This is a genomic window from Amnibacterium flavum (genome assembly GCF_003097495.1).
GTDB classification, from domain to species: domain Bacteria; phylum Actinomycetota; class Actinomycetes; order Actinomycetales; family Microbacteriaceae; genus Naasia; species Naasia flava.
In genome coordinates this window covers 33,919-49,967 of the sequence record NZ_QEOP01000003.1, presented here as the reverse complement: position 1 = coordinate 49,967, position 16,049 = coordinate 33,919, and the positions used below count along the sequence as shown (strand labels likewise).

Below are 16,049 nucleotides of genomic sequence, written 5' to 3'. Positions count from 1 at the left end.
CCCAATTCCAGCGCCTGTGTCGTAAGCCGTGATCGTTGAGTGCATCTATTGAGTGACGAGCACATCGACCCGGCGGGTCCGTCGGTTTAGCTTTGCGAAATGGGTCAGTCGACAAGGGTGTCCGTCTCACACAGTCGCGAAAACCTCCGTCTCCTGACCGCAGACGAATCACGATGAGAGGCTCGAATTTGCCTAAGACGATCACGGCGCCGCCGTTTCAGCCGGGAGTCGCGCCCACCCCCGCCGAATCGGGCGAGATCCTGAGTGAAGACCAGCTCGGGCACCTGCGCCACTTCGACAACATCTCGCGCCTGCCGGACAACGACTGGTCCGGAATGCTGCAGCGGGTGCCATTCCAAGACGACGGTGCGACTGTGCGGTACCAACTGGCGTACGCCTCGTTCGCGCTGGCGCTCACCCATCTGCACCGTCTTCCCGCCGCGCCGGGTCTGTTCCAGCCCATGCTCACCCGGCTCATCGAGAAGATGCTGCTACCGACGGTGTGGGGCTACTGGCGAGACGTCAGCCGAGGCGGCGGGGCGCTGAACTCCTACATCCAGCGCGACCCGGAATGGGACCCGGTCGCCCGGGAGAACATCATGTACAGCGGCTACCTGCAGACCATGATCACGCTGAACCGCTACCTCTTCGACGACCGGCGCTTCGACGCGCCCGACTCGATTGTGCTCGATACCGCATCGCCCTTCTGGGGCGGCTCGTCTCACCGATTCACCTACGACCGGGAGTCGCTGAACGAGAACCTCTACTGGCAGCTCGTCGAGAACGGCTATCTCGGGATCGCCTGCCAGCCGAACTGCATCTTCCAGATCTGCATCCAGCCCTCGATCCTGAGCTACCGCCTCAACGACTTCATCACCGGTGGGGCGCGCGCCGACGAGATCACCGCGGGCTACAAGCGCGCGTGGGAGGAGTTCGGGCAGCTCGACGAGACGGGCCATTTCACCTGCTTCGTGCAGTACGACCTCAAGAATCCGATTCACGCCTCCGACATCACGGTCAACGCCTGGCTCGGGACGCTCCTCAACATGTGGGACCCCGCTCTCGTCCGTGACCGCTACTCGGCGTTCATGGAGGGCGAACTCAAGCAGGCGGGTCCCGGCGAACTGTTCGTCACCCAGCCGAGCGGCTCCATCGAAGCTCAGCTCATGAGTCCGATGGCGTGGGTGGCGCCCTGGGCGAGCGAGATCGGCGACCAGGCCACCGTCGACGGTCTCCTCGCCTACGCGGACAGTCACCTCGGTCGCGAATGGCGCGACGGTGGTCTGTTCTATCGCCGGAACGACACCGCAGCGGACGACCTCGGCCGCGCAACGCTCGTCGACCCGCTGAGCGGCAACGTCATGCTCGGCTACTCGCGCCTCAACATCCCCGACGGACTGTGGCGGCTCTACAACCGCCCCCTCGCCCCCGATCACCACCGGACACCGGCCCTGGTGCGGGTGGCGGATGACATCGATGTGAGCCAGGCGGTGTTCGACCGCGACGCAGCCCGATTGACCTTCCGAGTGCGTCGGCGCACCGATCTGCCCTTGCGAGGCAGGTCGGCGGATGCCGGGACCGTGGAGATCGGCCGACTGGGGGGTCAGGGCGAGTGGGAGCTCCGCCGCGGGAGCGAGATCATCTCGTCCGGCACGGGCGACACCCTCGTCGTGGAGTGCCCCACCGAGGCGACGACGTTCACCCTGACCAAGCGCGGAGGCGACCATGGCTGACTCGCCCATCGACGGGCGCTTCGACCTCGTCGATCACCACGGACAGCACGTCACCGAGCAGACGTACCGCGGGCGCTGGATGCTCGTCTACTTCGGGTTCACCAACTGCAGGTCCGTCTGCCCCCGGACGCTGACGAAGCTCACGGACTCGCTCGAGCGTCTCGGCGAGCTCAGCGACCGCATCGCGCCTCTGTACATCACCGTCGATCCCGAGCGGGATACGCCGGAAGTCATGCGCATCTTCCTCGAGAACCGCTTCCCGCGATTCACGGGGCTGACCGGCAGTGATGAGCGGGTCACGGCGGCGAAGGCCGCGTATCGGGTCTTCTCCCAGCGGGGGCAGGATCCGGCCGACCCGGACGGGTACGCCGTCCCGCACTCCGCCATCACGTACCTCGTCGATCCGGACGGCCACTACGTGGATCACTTCGTCGACACCGCGGACGCCGAGGCGATCGCAGACCGGGTGCGGGCCAGGCTCGAGTCGGCGCAATGACGCCGACCGTGGCTCCCCGCGCGGGCAGAGTCGCCGCAGTCGGCGTGGTGGCCTGCGCCGCCCTTCACGTGCCGCTGCTGCTGATGCATGGTGGAGACTCGGTCGCGCTCGCCATTCTGATGGGCATCGCCGTCGCCGGTTGTCTCTCCTGCGCCCCCCACCTCGCCCGCCGCCCGACCATCCGGACCTGGGCGGTCTGCGGACTGCTCTCCGGCGCGATGGTCGCCGTGCATCTCGCCCTCCTGATGTCGTCCGCCAGCCCCATGAGGGGTGGCCATCCGGGCCACGCGATCCCCACGACGTTGGCGCCCGTCTCGCATGTCGGCCACGACAGCGGGTGGGCAGTCGCCTTGTTCTGGGCGGCCACGACGATCGCCGTCGCTCAGGTGCTGACGGCCGCCACTGTGGTCCGTCGGGCCGGCCGTATACGGCTGCAGCCCTCAGCGATCTCCTGAATCACACCTCCGCATCACCCTCCACCCTTGCAAAGGAGCAATGTCAATTGAGCACGCCACTCATCACGCCCGAGCCCGCATCCGACGCGGCCACTGAGCCAGCCCGCGCATCCCTCAAAGAGCGGATCGGACTCCCGAAGGGGCTGTCCTGGGGCATCCTGGCCATGGTCGTCTTCGTCGTCGGCGACGCGATCGAGGTCTCCTGGATCTCGAGCTTCTTCTCCACCGACATCGGCGTCCCGCTGAGCCAGGCCGCCTGGATCATCACCGCTGCCGGGCTCATCGGGGCGATCTGCGCGTACGCGGTCGGTCCGCTCGTGTCGGTGTTCCGCCCGAAGCGGGTCATGATCATGGGAGTGGTCGGCTGGGTCGCCGCTGATCTGGCGTTCATCCTCGTGCTGCCGACTCACCAATACTGGCTGATCCTGATCACCTTCGCCCTGCGTGGCCTCGGGACGCCGCTCTTCGCCTACTCCTTCGTGACGTGGCTGAACGCGCGAGCCAAAGCGGGCTACGAGGCCCGGACCCAGGCGTGGTTCTGGTTCGCCTTCAGTGCCGGCACCCAGGTGGTGGCCGGCGCGCTCGCCGCCGCGCTGCTTCCCACCGTCGGCCCGATCAACACGCTCTGGGTGGGGCTGGCGATCGCGATCGTCGGCGGGCTCATCGCCGTCCTCCTCGTGAAGGATCCGCCCGAATCGGTCGTCGTCGCAACCTCCGACAGCCTCATCCGTAGCCTGGGGGCCGCGGTCACGGTCATGGTGCGCCAGCCGAAGGTCGGCGCGGGCGCGATCATCAAGCTCATCAACATCATGGGCGTTGTCGCCGTCTTCGTGATCTACGTGCCGTTCCTCACCACAGAGATCGGTGTCCCGCTCGGCGAGGCGGTCCTGATGTTCACGATCGTGGGCGTCGCCGGTGTGCCCGCCAACCTCGTCTGGGGATGGTTGAGTGACAAGCTCGGGTGGGCGAACACCGTCCAGTGGATCGCCGCTCCGATCAACGCCATCGCGATCCCGTTGCTGTTCTTCGTGCCGCAGTGGATCGGATTCAACCTCGCCGTCCTCGGCGTGGTCATGGCGATCTGGGGCATCGGCGTCTCCGCCTACGTCCCGTTGTCCGCGCTGGTCCCGGCGCTGGTCTCGAAGGAGGACCAGCCGTCGGCGCTCGGCACGATCAACCTCGCGACCAGCGTGGGGACGCTCGTCGGCCCGGCCCTCGTCGCGATCATCCTCCCCGCCCTCGGATTCGACGGCGTCGTATGGACGGTCGTCGGGGCGTACGTCGTCTCGATCCTGATTATGTTCTACGTCCAGCTCCCGGGCCGCGCGCGCACGACCGCGTCCATCCCGTCGGTGGAGGGGAGAGACGAGTGACCTCGGCCCCCTCGTCACCCGCGCCCGCATCCGTCGTCGATGACGCCGCCTGGTGGCGGCAGGCTGCGGTGTATCAGATCTACCCGCGCAGCTTCGCGGATGCGAACGGCGACGGGATCGGGGATCTCGCCGGCGTCACCTCCCGGGTGCAGTACCTGCAGGAGCTGGGCATCGACGCGGTCTGGTTGAGCCCGTTCTACCCGTCGGCGCTCGCCGACGGCGGGTACGACGTGGCCGACTACCGCGATGTCGACCCGCGGCTGGGCACCCTCGACGACTTCGATGCGATGCTCGCCGCCCTCCATGCGGTCGGCATCCGGGTGGTGGTCGATATCGTGCCCAACCACACGTCCGACCTGCACGCCTGGTTCCAGGAGGCGCTGGCCGCTGGCCGCGGTTCGGCGGCACGCGCCCGCTACATCTTCCGCGAGGGCACCGGGCCGGACGGCGCCGAGCCGCCGACCGATTGGCGTTCGCTCTTCGGAGGTCCGGCGTGGGAGCGTGTCGCCGACGGCCAGTGGTACCTGCACAACTTCGCGGTGGAGCAACCCGACCTCGATTGGTCCAACCCCGAGGTGCGAGACGACTTCGTCCGGACGTTGCGCTTCTGGTCCGATCGTGGTGTGGACGGCTTCCGCGTGGACGTCGCGCACTTCCTCACGAAGGATCTGACGGAGCCCCTGCTCTCGCAGGCGGAGCTCGACGCTCTTCCGCACGACGGCAACCACCCCATGATCGACCGTGATGACGTGCACGAGATCTACGCGCAGTGGCGAGAGGTCTTCGACTCGTACGACCCTCCGCGGACCGCGGTGGCGGAGGCGTGGGTCCACCCGTCGCGCGTGCCGCTCTACGCCAGCGCGAGGGGGCTGGGTCAGTCGTTCAACTTCGACCTGCTCGAGGCGGATTTCGACGCCGAGCAGTTCCGTCGCATCGTCGCGCACAACCTGACCCTTGCGGCATCATCGGGGTCGTCGACCACCTGGGTGCTGTCCAACCACGATGTCGTCAGACATCCGACGCGTTACGGACTGCCGATCCCCGACCGAGACAGCGAGGGCCGCGCGACACGCAAGCAGGGCGCCGACTGGCTGCTGTCCGGCGGGACGGAGCCTCCGCTCGACCGGTCGCGAGGGCTGCGACGCGCGCGGGCCGCGTCGCTGTTCCTCCTCGGGCTGCCGGGTTCGGCGTACCTCTATCAGGGCGAGGAGCTCGGCCTCCACGAAGTGGCCGAGATCGACGACACCGAGCGGCAGGATCCGGCGTTCCTCCGCCAGCCGGAGCGCGAGAAGGGTCGCGACGGATGCCGTGTCCCATTGCCGTGGACGTCGTCGGGTTCTTCACTGGGGTTCGGCGAGAACGGAGCGCATCTGTCTCAGCCCGAGTGGTTCGCCGAGCAGTCGGTGGCTGAGCAGGAGGGCGATCGGGAATCGACCCTGGCGCTCTATCGCCGCGCGCTCGCGTTGCGTCATGAGCTGCAGACCGGCGAGTCGCTCGAGTGGATCGACACGGGCAGACTCGATGTTCTGCGATTCGTGCGCCCCAACGGCTGGACGGTCGTGACCAACTTCGGCGCCGACGGGTACGTGCTCGGCGACGTAGAGGTGCTGCTGGCGAGTTCCGACGTCCAGCAGGGTGTCGTCGCGGGGGAGTCCACGGTGTGGTGCCGCCTGCGTGAAGGCTGATTCACCGCAGCGCATCGACATCATGATCGGCGTGCTCGCCTTCGCAGGCATGGGCGCGTCGTTCATGCAGACGATCGTCATCCCGATCCAGCCGGAGCTTCCCGAGCTGCTCGACGCCTCCAGCGCTGACACGCCATGGGTCATCACCGCGACGCTGGTCGCCGCTGCGATCAGCACGCCGATCGCGGGTCGGCTCGGCGACATGTACGGCAAACGCCGCATTGCCATGGCGCTTCTGCTGCTTCAGGCCGTCGGCGCGGTGCTCGCGGCGCTGTCGTCGACGCTCGTGCCGATGATCGTGGCGAGGGCGTTGCAGGGGATGGCGACCGGCGTCATCCCCCTCGGTATCTCGATCCTGCGCGATTGCGTTCCTGCGGCACGGCTCGGGTCGTCGATCGCGCTGGTCAGCGCGACCCTCGGCGTGGGCGGCGCGCTCGGCCTGCCGCTCAGCGCGATCGTCGCCGAACACCTGGACTGGCACGCGCTGTTCTGGGTGGCGGCCGGTGTTGCCCTCGTCGCCTACGCGCTCTGGTTCGTGTTCGTGCCCCCGAGCACGCAGCGAACGCCCGGGAGGCTGGACCTGGTCGGCATCGCCGGACTCTCCCTCGGATTGGTCGGCGTGCTCGTCGCGATCTCGCGCGGCGAGGAGTGGGGTTGGGGCGACCCGCGCACGCTGCTGCTGCTGGTCGGAGGCGCGGCCGTCCTGTTGGGGTGGGGCGCGTTCGAGCTGAGGATCGAGCATCCGCTCGTCGATCTGCGGGTGAGCGCGAGCGGGGCGGTGCTCCTCACGAACCTCGCGTCGGTCGCGATGGGCTTCGCGCTGTTCTCGTCGAGCATCGTCTTCCCGCAACTGCTGCAACTGCCCACCGCGACGGGTATCGGCCTCGGGCTGTCGTTGGTGGCGGCCTCGCTGGTGCTCGCCCCATCAGGGCTCGCCATGATGGCGATGTCGCCGATCGCGGGTCGCTTCGAGCGCCGCCACGGGCCCAAACCGCTGCTCGTCGGCGGCGCAGCGGTGCTCGCCACGGGTTACGGCGCCGTGCTGCTGTTCCACCACTCGCTCTGGCAGGTCCTCGGCGTCAACATCGTCCTCGGTATCGGCATCGGGCTCGGCTTCGCGGCCATGCCCGCGCTGATCATGCAGGCGGTACCGAGAAGCGAGACAGGTGCGGCGAACGGACTCAATGCGCTCATGCGCTCGCTCGGCACGAGCATCGCCGCGGCCGCGATCGGTGCCGTCCTTGCCCAGTCGACGGCCACCGTCGGCGGAGTCACGGGCCCCAGCGAAAACGGCTTCCTGCTCGCACTGACGCTCGGACTGTTCGCCGCCATGCTCTGCCTCGGGATCGCCGCCTTCATCCCGAAACCGAGGGAGGTCGATGACCCATCGCTCCCGGAGGGTTCGTTGTCGTGAAGCCTTGCGCACGCTTCCGAGCCCAGGGCTTCGGGAAGTCAGCCCTCAGTCGCGTCCTTTCCTCCGCGAGGATGATTCGGCGGCCCGCATGCGCCCGATAGTTTTCCAGAGGTGGGTGCGTCGGCGCCCGTGAGGAGAATCGATGGGCGTCTGGCGTAAATGGATCTTCCCGATCCTCCGGATCGTCGCGATCCTCGCGATCGCGGCGGCTCTGGTCAAACTGGCGTTCTTCGCCGACCCTGCCAGTGCCGACGGACCGGCGGTTCCGACCGGGACCATCACCGATCCTGTCGTCCCGGTCGTCCGTGGAACCATCGTCAACGACGTCTCCGTCGACGGGACCATCTCGGCCGATCCCGCCGTTCCCGTGAAGGCGGTCGCCGCCGGCACCGTCGACGAGCTCTTCGTCGCGCAGGGCGCTACCGTCTCCGCGGGAGACGCGCTGTTCGACATCAAGGTCGAGACGCCGCGCGACCCCGTCGAGACAACGGGTCCCGACGGCATGGTCACGATCACCCAGCCGAAGCCGATCGTCACCTACGAGAAGGTGCTCGCCCCCATCGGCGGACTGCTCAGCTCCCTCACCGTGCTGCACGGGCAGACCGTCGCGATCGGCGATGTCGCCGGCCAGGTCGCGCCGCCGACCTTCTCCGTCTCCGGATCCCTCGCGCCCGAGCAGCAGTACCGTCTGCTCGACAAGCCGACCGAGGCGACGGCGACCATCGCGGGCGGCCCCGCACCCTTCACCTGCACGGGCCTGACGATCACATCGCCGATCGCAGGTCAGACCGCCGATCCCGACAACCCGGGAGACGGGTCGACGGGCAGCGGAACGACCGTGCGCTGCGCGGTTCCGGGGGACGTGACCGTGTTCCCCGGCCTCACCGCCAAGCTCACCATTCCGGCCGGCCTCGCCGAGGACGTCCTCGTGGTCCCGACGACCGCGGTCGACGGGGGAGCGCAGACCGGAGTCGTCTTCGTGGTGGGCGCCGACAACGCTCGAGAGGAGCGACAGATCACCGTGGGTCTCTCCGACGGCAGCCAGGTCGAGGTGACCGGCGGCCTCGAGGAGGGCGAGCAGATCCTTCAGTTCTCGCCGAACTCGACGGAGCAGCCGCTCGAGGAGGGCTGTGTCGACGACGGCACCGGCACCGTGATCTGCGGCGGATTCGTCAGGTGAGCATCCTCCGACTCGACGATGTCACCCGTTCCGTCGAGCTCCCGGACGGAGACCGCCTGACGATCCTCACCGGCATCGACCTCGAGGTCGAGGCGGGGGACCGCATCTCCATCGTCGGGCGGTCCGGCTCGGGGAAGTCGACGCTGCTCAACATCCTGGGCCTCATCGACTCGCCCACGACGGGAATGGTGAGCTTCGACGACGCGGACGTGCGAGGTCTCTCCTCCGCGAAGCGCGACCGGCTCCGCGGCCGCAGCATCGGGTTCGTGTTCCAGCAGTTCAACCTGCTCGCCGGTCGCACGGCCCTGGAGAACGTCATCACGCCGCTCCTCTACGAGACGGGCCCTCAGTTCTGGCGCCGGCGGTCGATCGCGACGCGCATGCTCGAGAGCGTCGGTCTCGGGCAGCGGCTCGACTCGACACCCGACAAGCTCTCGGGAGGCGAGCAGCAGCGCGTGGCGATCGCGCGAGCCCTCGTCCGGCGACCGCGCCTGATCCTCGCCGACGAGCCGACGGGTGCGCTCGACCTCGAGACGGGGCACACCGTCATGTCGCTGCTCGAGAGCGTCGCCGACGAGACCGACGCCGCTCTCGTCACGATCACCCATGACCGCGCGATCGCGGCCCGCTCGTCCCGCCACCTGCGCCTCGACGCAGGTCGGCTGACCGCGTTCGAGACCCCGCTGGTCCGCACCGCGGCGGATGCGCTGTGAACCCGTTCTCCCGCCTGGTCGCCGCGGTCGTCGGTGCGATCGTCGAGGCCTGGTCCGAGGTCAGGGTCCACCGCGGGCGCGTCCTGCTGTCCCTCATCGGGGTCGGAGTCGCCGTGACCGCCCTGACCGTCGTGGTGGCGGCCGGCGGCATCGCCGAGCAGTCGTTCCGCGAGTCGAGCGAACGTCAGGGAGGCCGAGCGGCCACCCTCACCCTGCAGGCCTACACGCAGGACGGCAGCCCGTTCGACACCGCCCGGTTCGGCGACGCAGTCCGCGAAGCATCCGAGCGGTACGACATCAGCTACCTCAGCGAGCACGGGTACGCCGACCAGAGCGTGCGCTTCGTCGACGGCACGACGACGGTGGCCGTCCAGACCGTCGACCGCCCGTTCGCCGAGATGCACCGGCTCGATCTGATGGCCGGCTCCTGGTTCAGCGCCGCCGACGAGACCCGGCTCGCGCCCGCGCTCGTCGTGAATCAGCGGTTCTGGGAACGGCTCGGCTCGCCCGACCTGCGCACCCATCCGACCGTCGTCCTCCGCGGCGAGGTCGACACCGTCGCCGTGGTCGTCGGTGTGACGCCGTCGCCAACCTACGACACGTCGCCGTCGATGTACATGCTCGCCGGCCAGGCCCGGGCCCTGATCAGTCCGGAGGCCGCCGCCAACTTCGGGCCCCCGCAATACGAGGCATGGGTGCCCGAGGGCATCGCCGAGGACCTCCGCTTCCGCCTCGTCGAGGACGTCTCCGCGCAGATGGGCGACTCCGTGCAGGTCGACGCGTACCGCGCCGACTACGCCGAGCAGCAGGCCGAATCGCTCGCCCAGGTCCAGCTCCTCGTCGGCGGCATCGCGCTGCTCGTGCTGCTCCTCGGAGCCCTGGGCCTCGTGAACATCGCGCTCGTGACCGTTCGGGCTCGCATCCGCGAGATCGGCATCCGACGCACGTTCGGTGCGACCGCCTCCCGGGTCTTCTTCGCGGTGATGATGGAGAGCGTCGTGGCCACCGTCGTCGCGGGCATCGTCGGGGTGATGCTGGCCGTCCTCCTGGTGAAGAATCCGATCACCGAGGAGTTCATCGGTCAGGGCGTCAGCGATGTCCCGCCGTTCCCCGTCGACGCCGCTCTCATCGGGCTGCTCGCGGCGACGGTCGTCGGCGCTCTGGCGGGGCTGCTGCCCGCTCTCGTCGCCGTGCGCGTGAAGGTGATCGACGCGATCCGATACTGACCGGCCGCGGATGTTGCGATCCGATATCGCCCGCCCTCGCGGGGGGAGCCGTGTGCGACAGCCGTGGCAGACTTCCGGACATGAGCGGTTATCGACTCCGCGACGCGGGTCCGGGCGACGGCATCGCGCTGACCGAGGCGCTGGTCGAGGCGGCGAACTGGAACTCGGACCGCCAGCGGCCGAGAGTCCAGGTGCTCGCCGACCCGGTCCGCCGCCGCTACATCGCCTCCTGGCCTCGACCGGGGGACGCCGGTGTGATCGCCGTGGATGACGAGGGGGGCCCGATCGGCGCCTGCTGGTTCCGTCTCTTCCCAGCCGACCGCCCCGGTCTCGCCGGCATCGCAGGAGTGCCAGAGCTCATCCTCGGAGTCCGTCCGGTCTGGCGTGCGCAGGGGGTCGGACGTGCCATGCTCGCGGCCGTGCTCGGCAAGGCCGCCGCCGCGGGGCACTCCCGAGTCTCGCTCAGCGTGGACAAGGGCAACTTCGCTCAGCGCCTCTACATCAGCGAGGGGTTCACCGTCGTGTCATCCACTCCGACGACCGACATCATGGTCCGCACCGTCCGCTGAATACGCGCCGTCCGTCGTCGCGAGGCGTTCGATCACCCGATCGACTCCACGTCGATCCGCGCGCGGCGGCAGCCGACCCTGCGGGTGAGCACCCGCCGTGTCGCGGTGGCGGCCGCTCGGCGGGCGTGCTGCGTGTCAGCCGGGTCGCGACGGAGGTCGCACGTATCGTGGGGCGCATGGCTGGAAGCAGCAAGTCGACGAGTCGCGCCCGCACGAGCGCGCGCAGCGCTCCGGCGACCAAACCGCGAGCACGCAACAGCACCTCGGCGCGCACCCGCAAGCTGCCGGTCGCTCCCGAACCCCAGGGTCCGCTGACCAAGATGTGGCTCGGCATGGCGCACGTCGCCGGCGGCGCCGCACGCGTGTTCGGGCCCGAGACCCTGCAGAAGGACCAGCGCCGCGACGGCATCCCCTTCCTGTTCCTCATCCTGGCGATCGCCGGCGCCGTCGTCGAATGGTTCCGCCCCGGCGACCCCCTCGCGATGACGCTCGACGCCTGGACGTTCGGCGGTCTCTTCGGGCGCCTCGCCTTCGCGCTCCCCGTCATCTTCTTCGTCTTCGCCTTCTGGCTGTTCCGTCACCCCAGCTCGGTCAACGACAACGGCCGCCTCGGCATCGGTCTCGCCCTGCTGCTCGTCTCGATCTCGTCGCTCTGCTACGTCTACGGCGGTCAGGTCATCCCGCAGGCCGGCATCGAACCGCTCGCGCAGAGCGGAGGCATCCTCGGCTGGATCGTGGGCGGATCTCTGACCCTCGCGCTGACACCCATCGGTGCGACCATCGTCATCGTCCTGCTCGGTCTGCTGTCCCTCTTCATCCTCACCCGGACGCCGCCGAACAAGGTGCCCGAGCGGATCGGTCAGCTGTACAACTACCTCTTCGGCGCCGAGACGCCCGACGAAGACGCCGCCCCCGCGGGCAAGGCGAAGACCGGCGGCACGACGGGGGTGCACGACTTCCCGCTCGACTCCGAGCAGGAGGAGAACCTGCCCTGGTGGCGGCGCAACAAGTCGAACCGCGAGGTCGAACCCGCCTTCGACACCCCGATCGTCCAGGGCTCGTTCACCGAGGTGCTCGACGGCGCGGGGTTGCCCGCGCCCGGTGCGCCGGGTGCGGTCCAGGCGCCGAACGCCAGCGCCGAGTTCGGCATCGAGATGCTCGAGGAAATGCTGGCGCCGGCCGCGGTGCCGGCTGTGGTCGACATGACCCTCCCGCCCGAGGTCCCGAGCGCCACCGAGATCCTCCGCCCCATCGAGCCCGACATCGACATCGACATCGAGTCCGAAGACGCCGTCGACCGGATGGCCACGCCCATCCACACCGGCCCGTACCGCCTGCCGCCGGCGTCGTCGCTGTCGCTCGGAACTCCCGCGAAGGCACGCTCCGCGGCCAATGACGAGGCCGTCGCGGCGATCACCAACGTGCTCACCCAGTTCAACGTGGACGCCAAGGTGACCGGTTTCTCCCGCGGTCCGACCGTGACCCGCTACGAGGTCGAGCTCGGCCCCGGTGTGAAGGTCGAACGCGTCACCGCGCTCAGCAAGAACATCTCCTACGCCGTCGCGAGCAACGAGGTCCGCATCCTCTCGCCCATCCCGGGCAAGAGCGCCATCGGTGTCGAGATCCCCAACACCGACCGCGAGATCGTGTCGCTCGGCGACGTGCTCCGCTCCAAGGTCGCCGTGGGCAGCGCGCACCCGATGACGATCGGCGTCGGCAAGGACGTCGAGGGCGGATTCGTCATCGCGAACCTCGCCAAGATGCCCCACCTCCTCGTCGCCGGCTCGACCGGCTCCGGAAAGTCGAGCTTCGTCAACTCGATGATCACCTCCCTCCTCATGCGCGCGAAGCCCAACGAGGTGCGCATGGTTCTCATCGACCCCAAGCGGGTCGAACTCGCCGCGTACAGCGGTGTGCCGCACCTGATCACGCCCATCATCACGAACCCCAAGAAGGCAGCCGAGGCGCTGCAGTGGGTCGTGAAGGAGATGGACATGCGCTACGACGACCTCGCGTCGTTCGGCTTCCGCCACATCGACGACTTCAACAAGGCCGTCATCGGCAACGAGATCGTCCTGCCCGTCGGCAGCGAGCGCATCCTCAAGCCGTACCCGTATCTCCTCGTCGTGGTCGATGAGCTCGCCGACCTGATGATGGTCGCCCCGCGCGACGTCGAGGAATCGATCGTGCGCATCACCCAGCTGGCGCGCGCATCGGGCATCCACCTCGTGCTCGCGACCCAGCGCCCGAGCGTCGACGTCGTCACCGGCCTGATCAAGGCCAACGTGCCGTCGCGTCTCGCGTTCGCCGTCACGAGCGTCACCGACTCGCGGGTCATCCTCGATCAGCCCGGAGCCGACAAGCTCATCGGTCAGGGTGACGGCCTGTTCCTGCCGATGGGCGCGTCGAAGGCCATCCGTGTCCAGGGAGCGTGGGTCCGCGAGGACGAGATCGCGCGGGTCGTCGAGTTCGTCACCCAGCAGGCCCGCCCCGAGTACCGCTCCGACGTCGCCGCGGTCACCGAGAAGCGCGAGATCGACGCCGACATCGGAGACGACCTCGAGCTACTCCTGAAGGCTGCGGAGCAGGTCATCACGACCCAGTTCGGCTCGACCTCGATGCTGCAGCGCAAACTGCGCGTCGGGTTCGCCAAAGCCGGTCGCCTCATGGACCTGCTCGAGTCGCGCGAGATCGTCGGACCCTCCGAGGGATCCAAGGCCCGCGACGTGCTCGTGACGGCCGAGCAGCTTCCCCAGGTGCTCGCCCAGCTCCGAGGCGAGGACGTGCCGCTGCCGAACCCCAATCCGAAGCCCGTCGCCGCTCCCGCGCCCCTGTCGGACGACCCCGTCGACGACATGTTCGCCGGATACGATGTGGTCGACGGCTCCTCGGACGAGGATGCCTGGGGGCTCACCGGCAGGGAGTGATCGCGTGACGCGAGACGACGGGGTCGAACCCGGTCAGGGGGGCGCGCCCCGGCGGGCGGGCGGACGCGCGCGAGCAGGGTACGAGCGCGGTCAGGCCAAGGTCGTCGAACGAGCCAGGGGCCGCGTGGTGCAGGCCGGCGACGGCAAGGCCAGCGACGGCAACATCGCCAACATCATCACCGTCGCCCGCATCCTGATGGCACCGGCCTTCATCTGGCTGCTGCTCGTGGCGAACCAGGGCGGGGATCAGTCGATCACCCTCCGCTGGGTCGCCACCGCGCTGTTCGTCATCGGCATCGCGACGGACGGCGTCGACGGCATGCTCGCACGCAGCCGCAACCTCGTCACCAATGTCGGAATCCTGCTCGACCCGATCGCCGACAAGGTCCTCACCGGCGGAGCGCTCGTCGGGCTGTCGATCCTCGGTGAACTCCCGTGGTGGGTGACCGTCGTGATCCTCGTCCGCGAACTCGGCATCACCGCCTTCCGTTTCGCGGTCCTGCGCGACCGCGTCATCCCCGCCTCGCGCGGCGGCAAGCTGAAGACGGTGTTCCAGGCCGTGGCCATCTCGACCGCCCTCGCACCCCTCGCCGAACTGGCGATCGCACTCGGCTGGGCCGACGCGACGCCCTGGTTCGACGGGCTCAACATCGGACTGATGAGCATCGCCCTGGTGCTGACCGTCGTCACGGGGCTCGACTACCTGTGGCAGGCCCACCGTCTCAGCAGGCGGAGCCGACGCGGATGACCGCCGACGTGCGGACCCTCGCCGGCGAGGTGGTCCTCGGTCTGACCGCCCACGGACTCACCGTCGCGGTCGCCGAGTCGCTGACCGGGGGAGCGCTGACATCCGCTCTCGTCGATGTGCCGGGCGCGTCCGTCGTCGTGCGCGGCGGCGTCGTCGCCTACGCGACCGAGCTGAAACACGAGCTCCTCGGCGTCGACGGTGCTCTCCTCGCGGAGCTCGGACCGGTGAGTCCGCAGGTCGCGATCATGATGGCCGCGGGAGTCCGTGAGCGCTGCTCGGCCGACGTCGGCGTCGCGACGACCGGGGTCGCCGGTCCCGACGGCCAGGATGGACATTCGCCCGGGGAGGTCTACGTCGCGGTCGTCACCGGCGCCGACGCCGAGGTCCGCGGGCTGCGGCTGACGGGGGACCGATCGAGGGTGCGGGCTCAGAGCGTGGCGGCTGCGCTGACGCTCCTCATCGAGACCGTGGGGCTCGGCGTGCTCGACATGACTCCGGACCGACGAGGGGTTGAGTCGGAATAACTCAGGTTTCGGTCTCGTTACATCTGTCGTGTTCACAAGTAATACTCAAACCTCGTCATTAGGGTTTGACAACCGATTCCCCTACGGTGTCGGTCACGGCATCGTTCCAGCTAGCAAGGTGAGGAGGGTCACATGGTCCTAGTTCGTCAGGAGCTCGGAGACGTTCTGCGGGATTTCCGTCTGCAGAAGGGGCGCACCCTCCGACAGGTCGCCAGCAAGGCCAGCGTTGCGCTGGGTTACCTCAGTGAGGTCGAGAGGGGCCAGAAAGAGGCTTCGTCCGAGATCCTCGCCTCGGTCGCCGATGCACTCGACACTCCGCTGTCGATCATCATGCGCGAGGTCGGAGACCGGCTCGCCGTCATCGAGGGCATCGATGTGATCCCCGACTCGCTCCCGGCTGATTTCGGTGAGCGCTACCCCGCCGACAGCTTCGCGAAGGACCTCGACGCCGACCTGGTCGCGCACTAGTCCTTCCACCAGATGATCGAAACGCCCCGCTTGTCATGAGCGGGGCGTTTCGTTCGTTAACTTAGAAGGCATGCGTCTCAGTGAGTTCCGCTTCGCCGTCGCCGAGGAGTTCGGCGACGCGCACGGGAGGGCTCTCGTCCGCGAGCTGACTCTCGGAGACCTCGGCGGCCTGACCGCGGAGGAGGGCATCGCCGCCGGTCGCGCCGTCTCGGATGTGTGGGCCGCTCTGTGCCGTGAGACCGGCATCCCTCGTGATCGCTGGCACGGACGCGGGCGTCCCGACCCCAGCTGATCGCGAGTCTCCTCGACACGCCGCGATCGACTATCGAAGATATCTTCGATGCGGCGTAGTGTCCTCAACAGGTGGTCGATCTCGAGAACTCCACCGCATGAGCCCCCTTCCCGGCAGTCGATGTCGGAGGTCGGAACTAGCGTCGGAGTATCACGAGACGAGCCACCACTGCCTTGTCGAGTCGGCGTGAGAGCGCGGTTCGGCAGCCTATAGGCGCCACCGACGCCCTTCGCGCGAGCGCGAGTC

At 68.6% G+C, this 16,049-nt stretch carries 15 protein-coding genes; all 15 read left to right on the top strand.

Annotated features, from left to right (window positions below; translation table 11 throughout):
- Window positions 1-188 precede the first annotated feature (188 nt).
- The 15 genes from DDQ50_RS14515 (at window position 189) to DDQ50_RS14445 (ending at window position 15,803) form a co-directional block, all read left to right on the top strand.
- Window positions 189-1,733 (top strand): linalool dehydratase/isomerase domain-containing protein, encoded by a 1,545-nt coding sequence (locus DDQ50_RS14515; protein WP_116757517.1) that lies wholly within the window; start codon window positions 189-191, stop codon window positions 1,731-1,733.
- Entirely contained in the window at window positions 1,726-2,229 is a 504-nt protein-coding gene (locus DDQ50_RS14510) for an SCO family protein (protein ID WP_116757516.1), read from the top strand. Before DDQ50_RS14515 ends, DDQ50_RS14510 begins: the two co-directional genes overlap by 8 nt.
- Complete coding sequence (locus DDQ50_RS14505) at window positions 2,226-2,684, top strand: hypothetical protein (protein ID WP_116757515.1); 459 nt, start codon at window positions 2,226-2,228, stop codon at window positions 2,682-2,684. Before DDQ50_RS14510 ends, DDQ50_RS14505 begins: the two co-directional genes overlap by 4 nt.
- Before the next feature lie 47 nt (window positions 2,685-2,731).
- The gene (locus DDQ50_RS14500) at window positions 2,732-4,057 is read left to right on the top strand and encodes an MFS transporter (RefSeq protein WP_116757514.1); all 1,326 of its coding nucleotides are present in this window, start codon (window positions 2,732-2,734) and stop codon (window positions 4,055-4,057) included.
- On the top strand, window positions 4,054-5,742 hold the full coding sequence (locus DDQ50_RS14495; RefSeq protein WP_240614441.1) for a glycoside hydrolase family 13 protein: 1,689 nt from the start codon (window positions 4,054-4,056) through the stop codon (window positions 5,740-5,742). Before DDQ50_RS14500 ends, DDQ50_RS14495 begins: the two co-directional genes overlap by 4 nt.
- A 22-nt stretch (window positions 5,743-5,764) precedes the next feature.
- Complete coding sequence (locus tag DDQ50_RS14490) at window positions 5,765-7,156, top strand: MFS transporter (RefSeq protein ID WP_205663668.1); 1,392 nt, start codon at window positions 5,765-5,767, stop codon at window positions 7,154-7,156.
- A gap of 142 nt (window positions 7,157-7,298) precedes the next feature.
- Window positions 7,299-8,336, top strand: a complete 1,038-nt coding sequence (locus DDQ50_RS14485; protein WP_205663663.1) for an efflux RND transporter periplasmic adaptor subunit — start codon at window positions 7,299-7,301, stop codon at window positions 8,334-8,336.
- Window positions 8,333-9,049 (top strand): ABC transporter ATP-binding protein, encoded by a 717-nt coding sequence (locus DDQ50_RS14480; RefSeq protein ID WP_116757512.1) that lies wholly within the window; start codon window positions 8,333-8,335, stop codon window positions 9,047-9,049. Before DDQ50_RS14485 ends, DDQ50_RS14480 begins: the two co-directional genes overlap by 4 nt.
- Window positions 9,046-10,275, top strand: coding sequence for an ABC transporter permease (locus DDQ50_RS14475; protein ID WP_116757511.1), 1,230 nt, complete (start codon window positions 9,046-9,048; stop codon window positions 10,273-10,275). Before DDQ50_RS14480 ends, DDQ50_RS14475 begins: the two co-directional genes overlap by 4 nt.
- Before the next feature lie 80 nt (window positions 10,276-10,355).
- Entirely contained in the window at window positions 10,356-10,844 is a 489-nt protein-coding gene (locus DDQ50_RS14470) for a GNAT family N-acetyltransferase (RefSeq protein WP_116757510.1), read from the top strand.
- 176 nt (window positions 10,845-11,020) lie between these two features.
- A complete protein-coding gene (locus DDQ50_RS14465; protein WP_116757509.1) occupies window positions 11,021-13,771 on the top strand; it encodes an FtsK/SpoIIIE family DNA translocase in 2,751 nt (916 codons plus the stop codon).
- Between the two features lie 124 nt (window positions 13,772-13,895).
- On the top strand, window positions 13,896-14,519 hold the full coding sequence (pgsA, locus tag DDQ50_RS14460) for a CDP-diacylglycerol--glycerol-3-phosphate 3-phosphatidyltransferase (protein ID WP_276308420.1): 624 nt from the start codon (window positions 13,896-13,898) through the stop codon (window positions 14,517-14,519).
- Window positions 14,516-15,043 carry a CinA family protein gene (locus DDQ50_RS14455; protein WP_116757507.1) on the top strand — a complete coding sequence of 176 codons (528 nt, stop codon included), beginning with the start codon at window positions 14,516-14,518 and terminating at the stop codon, window positions 15,041-15,043. Before pgsA ends, DDQ50_RS14455 begins: the two co-directional genes overlap by 4 nt.
- A 132-nt stretch (window positions 15,044-15,175) precedes the next feature.
- Window positions 15,176-15,511 (top strand): helix-turn-helix domain-containing protein, encoded by a 336-nt coding sequence (locus tag DDQ50_RS14450; protein ID WP_116757506.1) that lies wholly within the window; start codon window positions 15,176-15,178, stop codon window positions 15,509-15,511.
- Between the two features lie 70 nt (window positions 15,512-15,581).
- The gene (locus tag DDQ50_RS14445; RefSeq protein ID WP_116757505.1) at window positions 15,582-15,803 is read left to right on the top strand and encodes a DUF3046 domain-containing protein; all 222 of its coding nucleotides are present in this window, start codon (window positions 15,582-15,584) and stop codon (window positions 15,801-15,803) included.
- The last annotated feature ends 246 nt before the right edge of the window (window positions 15,804-16,049 follow it).

What these genes read in the sequence shown, in the direction of transcription:
- DDQ50_RS14505 (WP_116757515.1), top strand. Translation starts at nt 2,226, where the DNA reads ATGACGCCGACCGTGGCTCCCCGCGCGGGCAGAGTCGCCGCAGTCGGC.
- DDQ50_RS14470 (WP_116757510.1), top strand. Translation starts at nt 10,356, where the DNA reads ATGAGCGGTTATCGACTCCGCGACGCGGGTCCGGGCGACGGCATCGCG.
- DDQ50_RS14450 (WP_116757506.1), top strand. Translation starts at nt 15,176, where the DNA reads ATGGTCCTAGTTCGTCAGGAGCTCGGAGACGTTCTGCGGGATTTCCGT.
- DDQ50_RS14485 (WP_205663663.1), top strand. Translation starts at nt 7,299, where the DNA reads ATGGGCGTCTGGCGTAAATGGATCTTCCCGATCCTCCGGATCGTCGCG.
- DDQ50_RS14455 (WP_116757507.1), top strand. Translation starts at nt 14,516, where the DNA reads ATGACCGCCGACGTGCGGACCCTCGCCGGCGAGGTGGTCCTCGGTCTG.
- DDQ50_RS14510 (WP_116757516.1), top strand. Translation starts at nt 1,726, where the DNA reads ATGGCTGACTCGCCCATCGACGGGCGCTTCGACCTCGTCGATCACCAC.
- DDQ50_RS14445 (WP_116757505.1), top strand. Translation starts at nt 15,582, where the DNA reads ATGCGTCTCAGTGAGTTCCGCTTCGCCGTCGCCGAGGAGTTCGGCGAC.
- DDQ50_RS14490 (WP_205663668.1), top strand. Translation starts at nt 5,765, where the DNA reads ATGATCGGCGTGCTCGCCTTCGCAGGCATGGGCGCGTCGTTCATGCAG.
- DDQ50_RS14465 (WP_116757509.1), top strand. Translation starts at nt 11,021, where the DNA reads ATGGCTGGAAGCAGCAAGTCGACGAGTCGCGCCCGCACGAGCGCGCGC.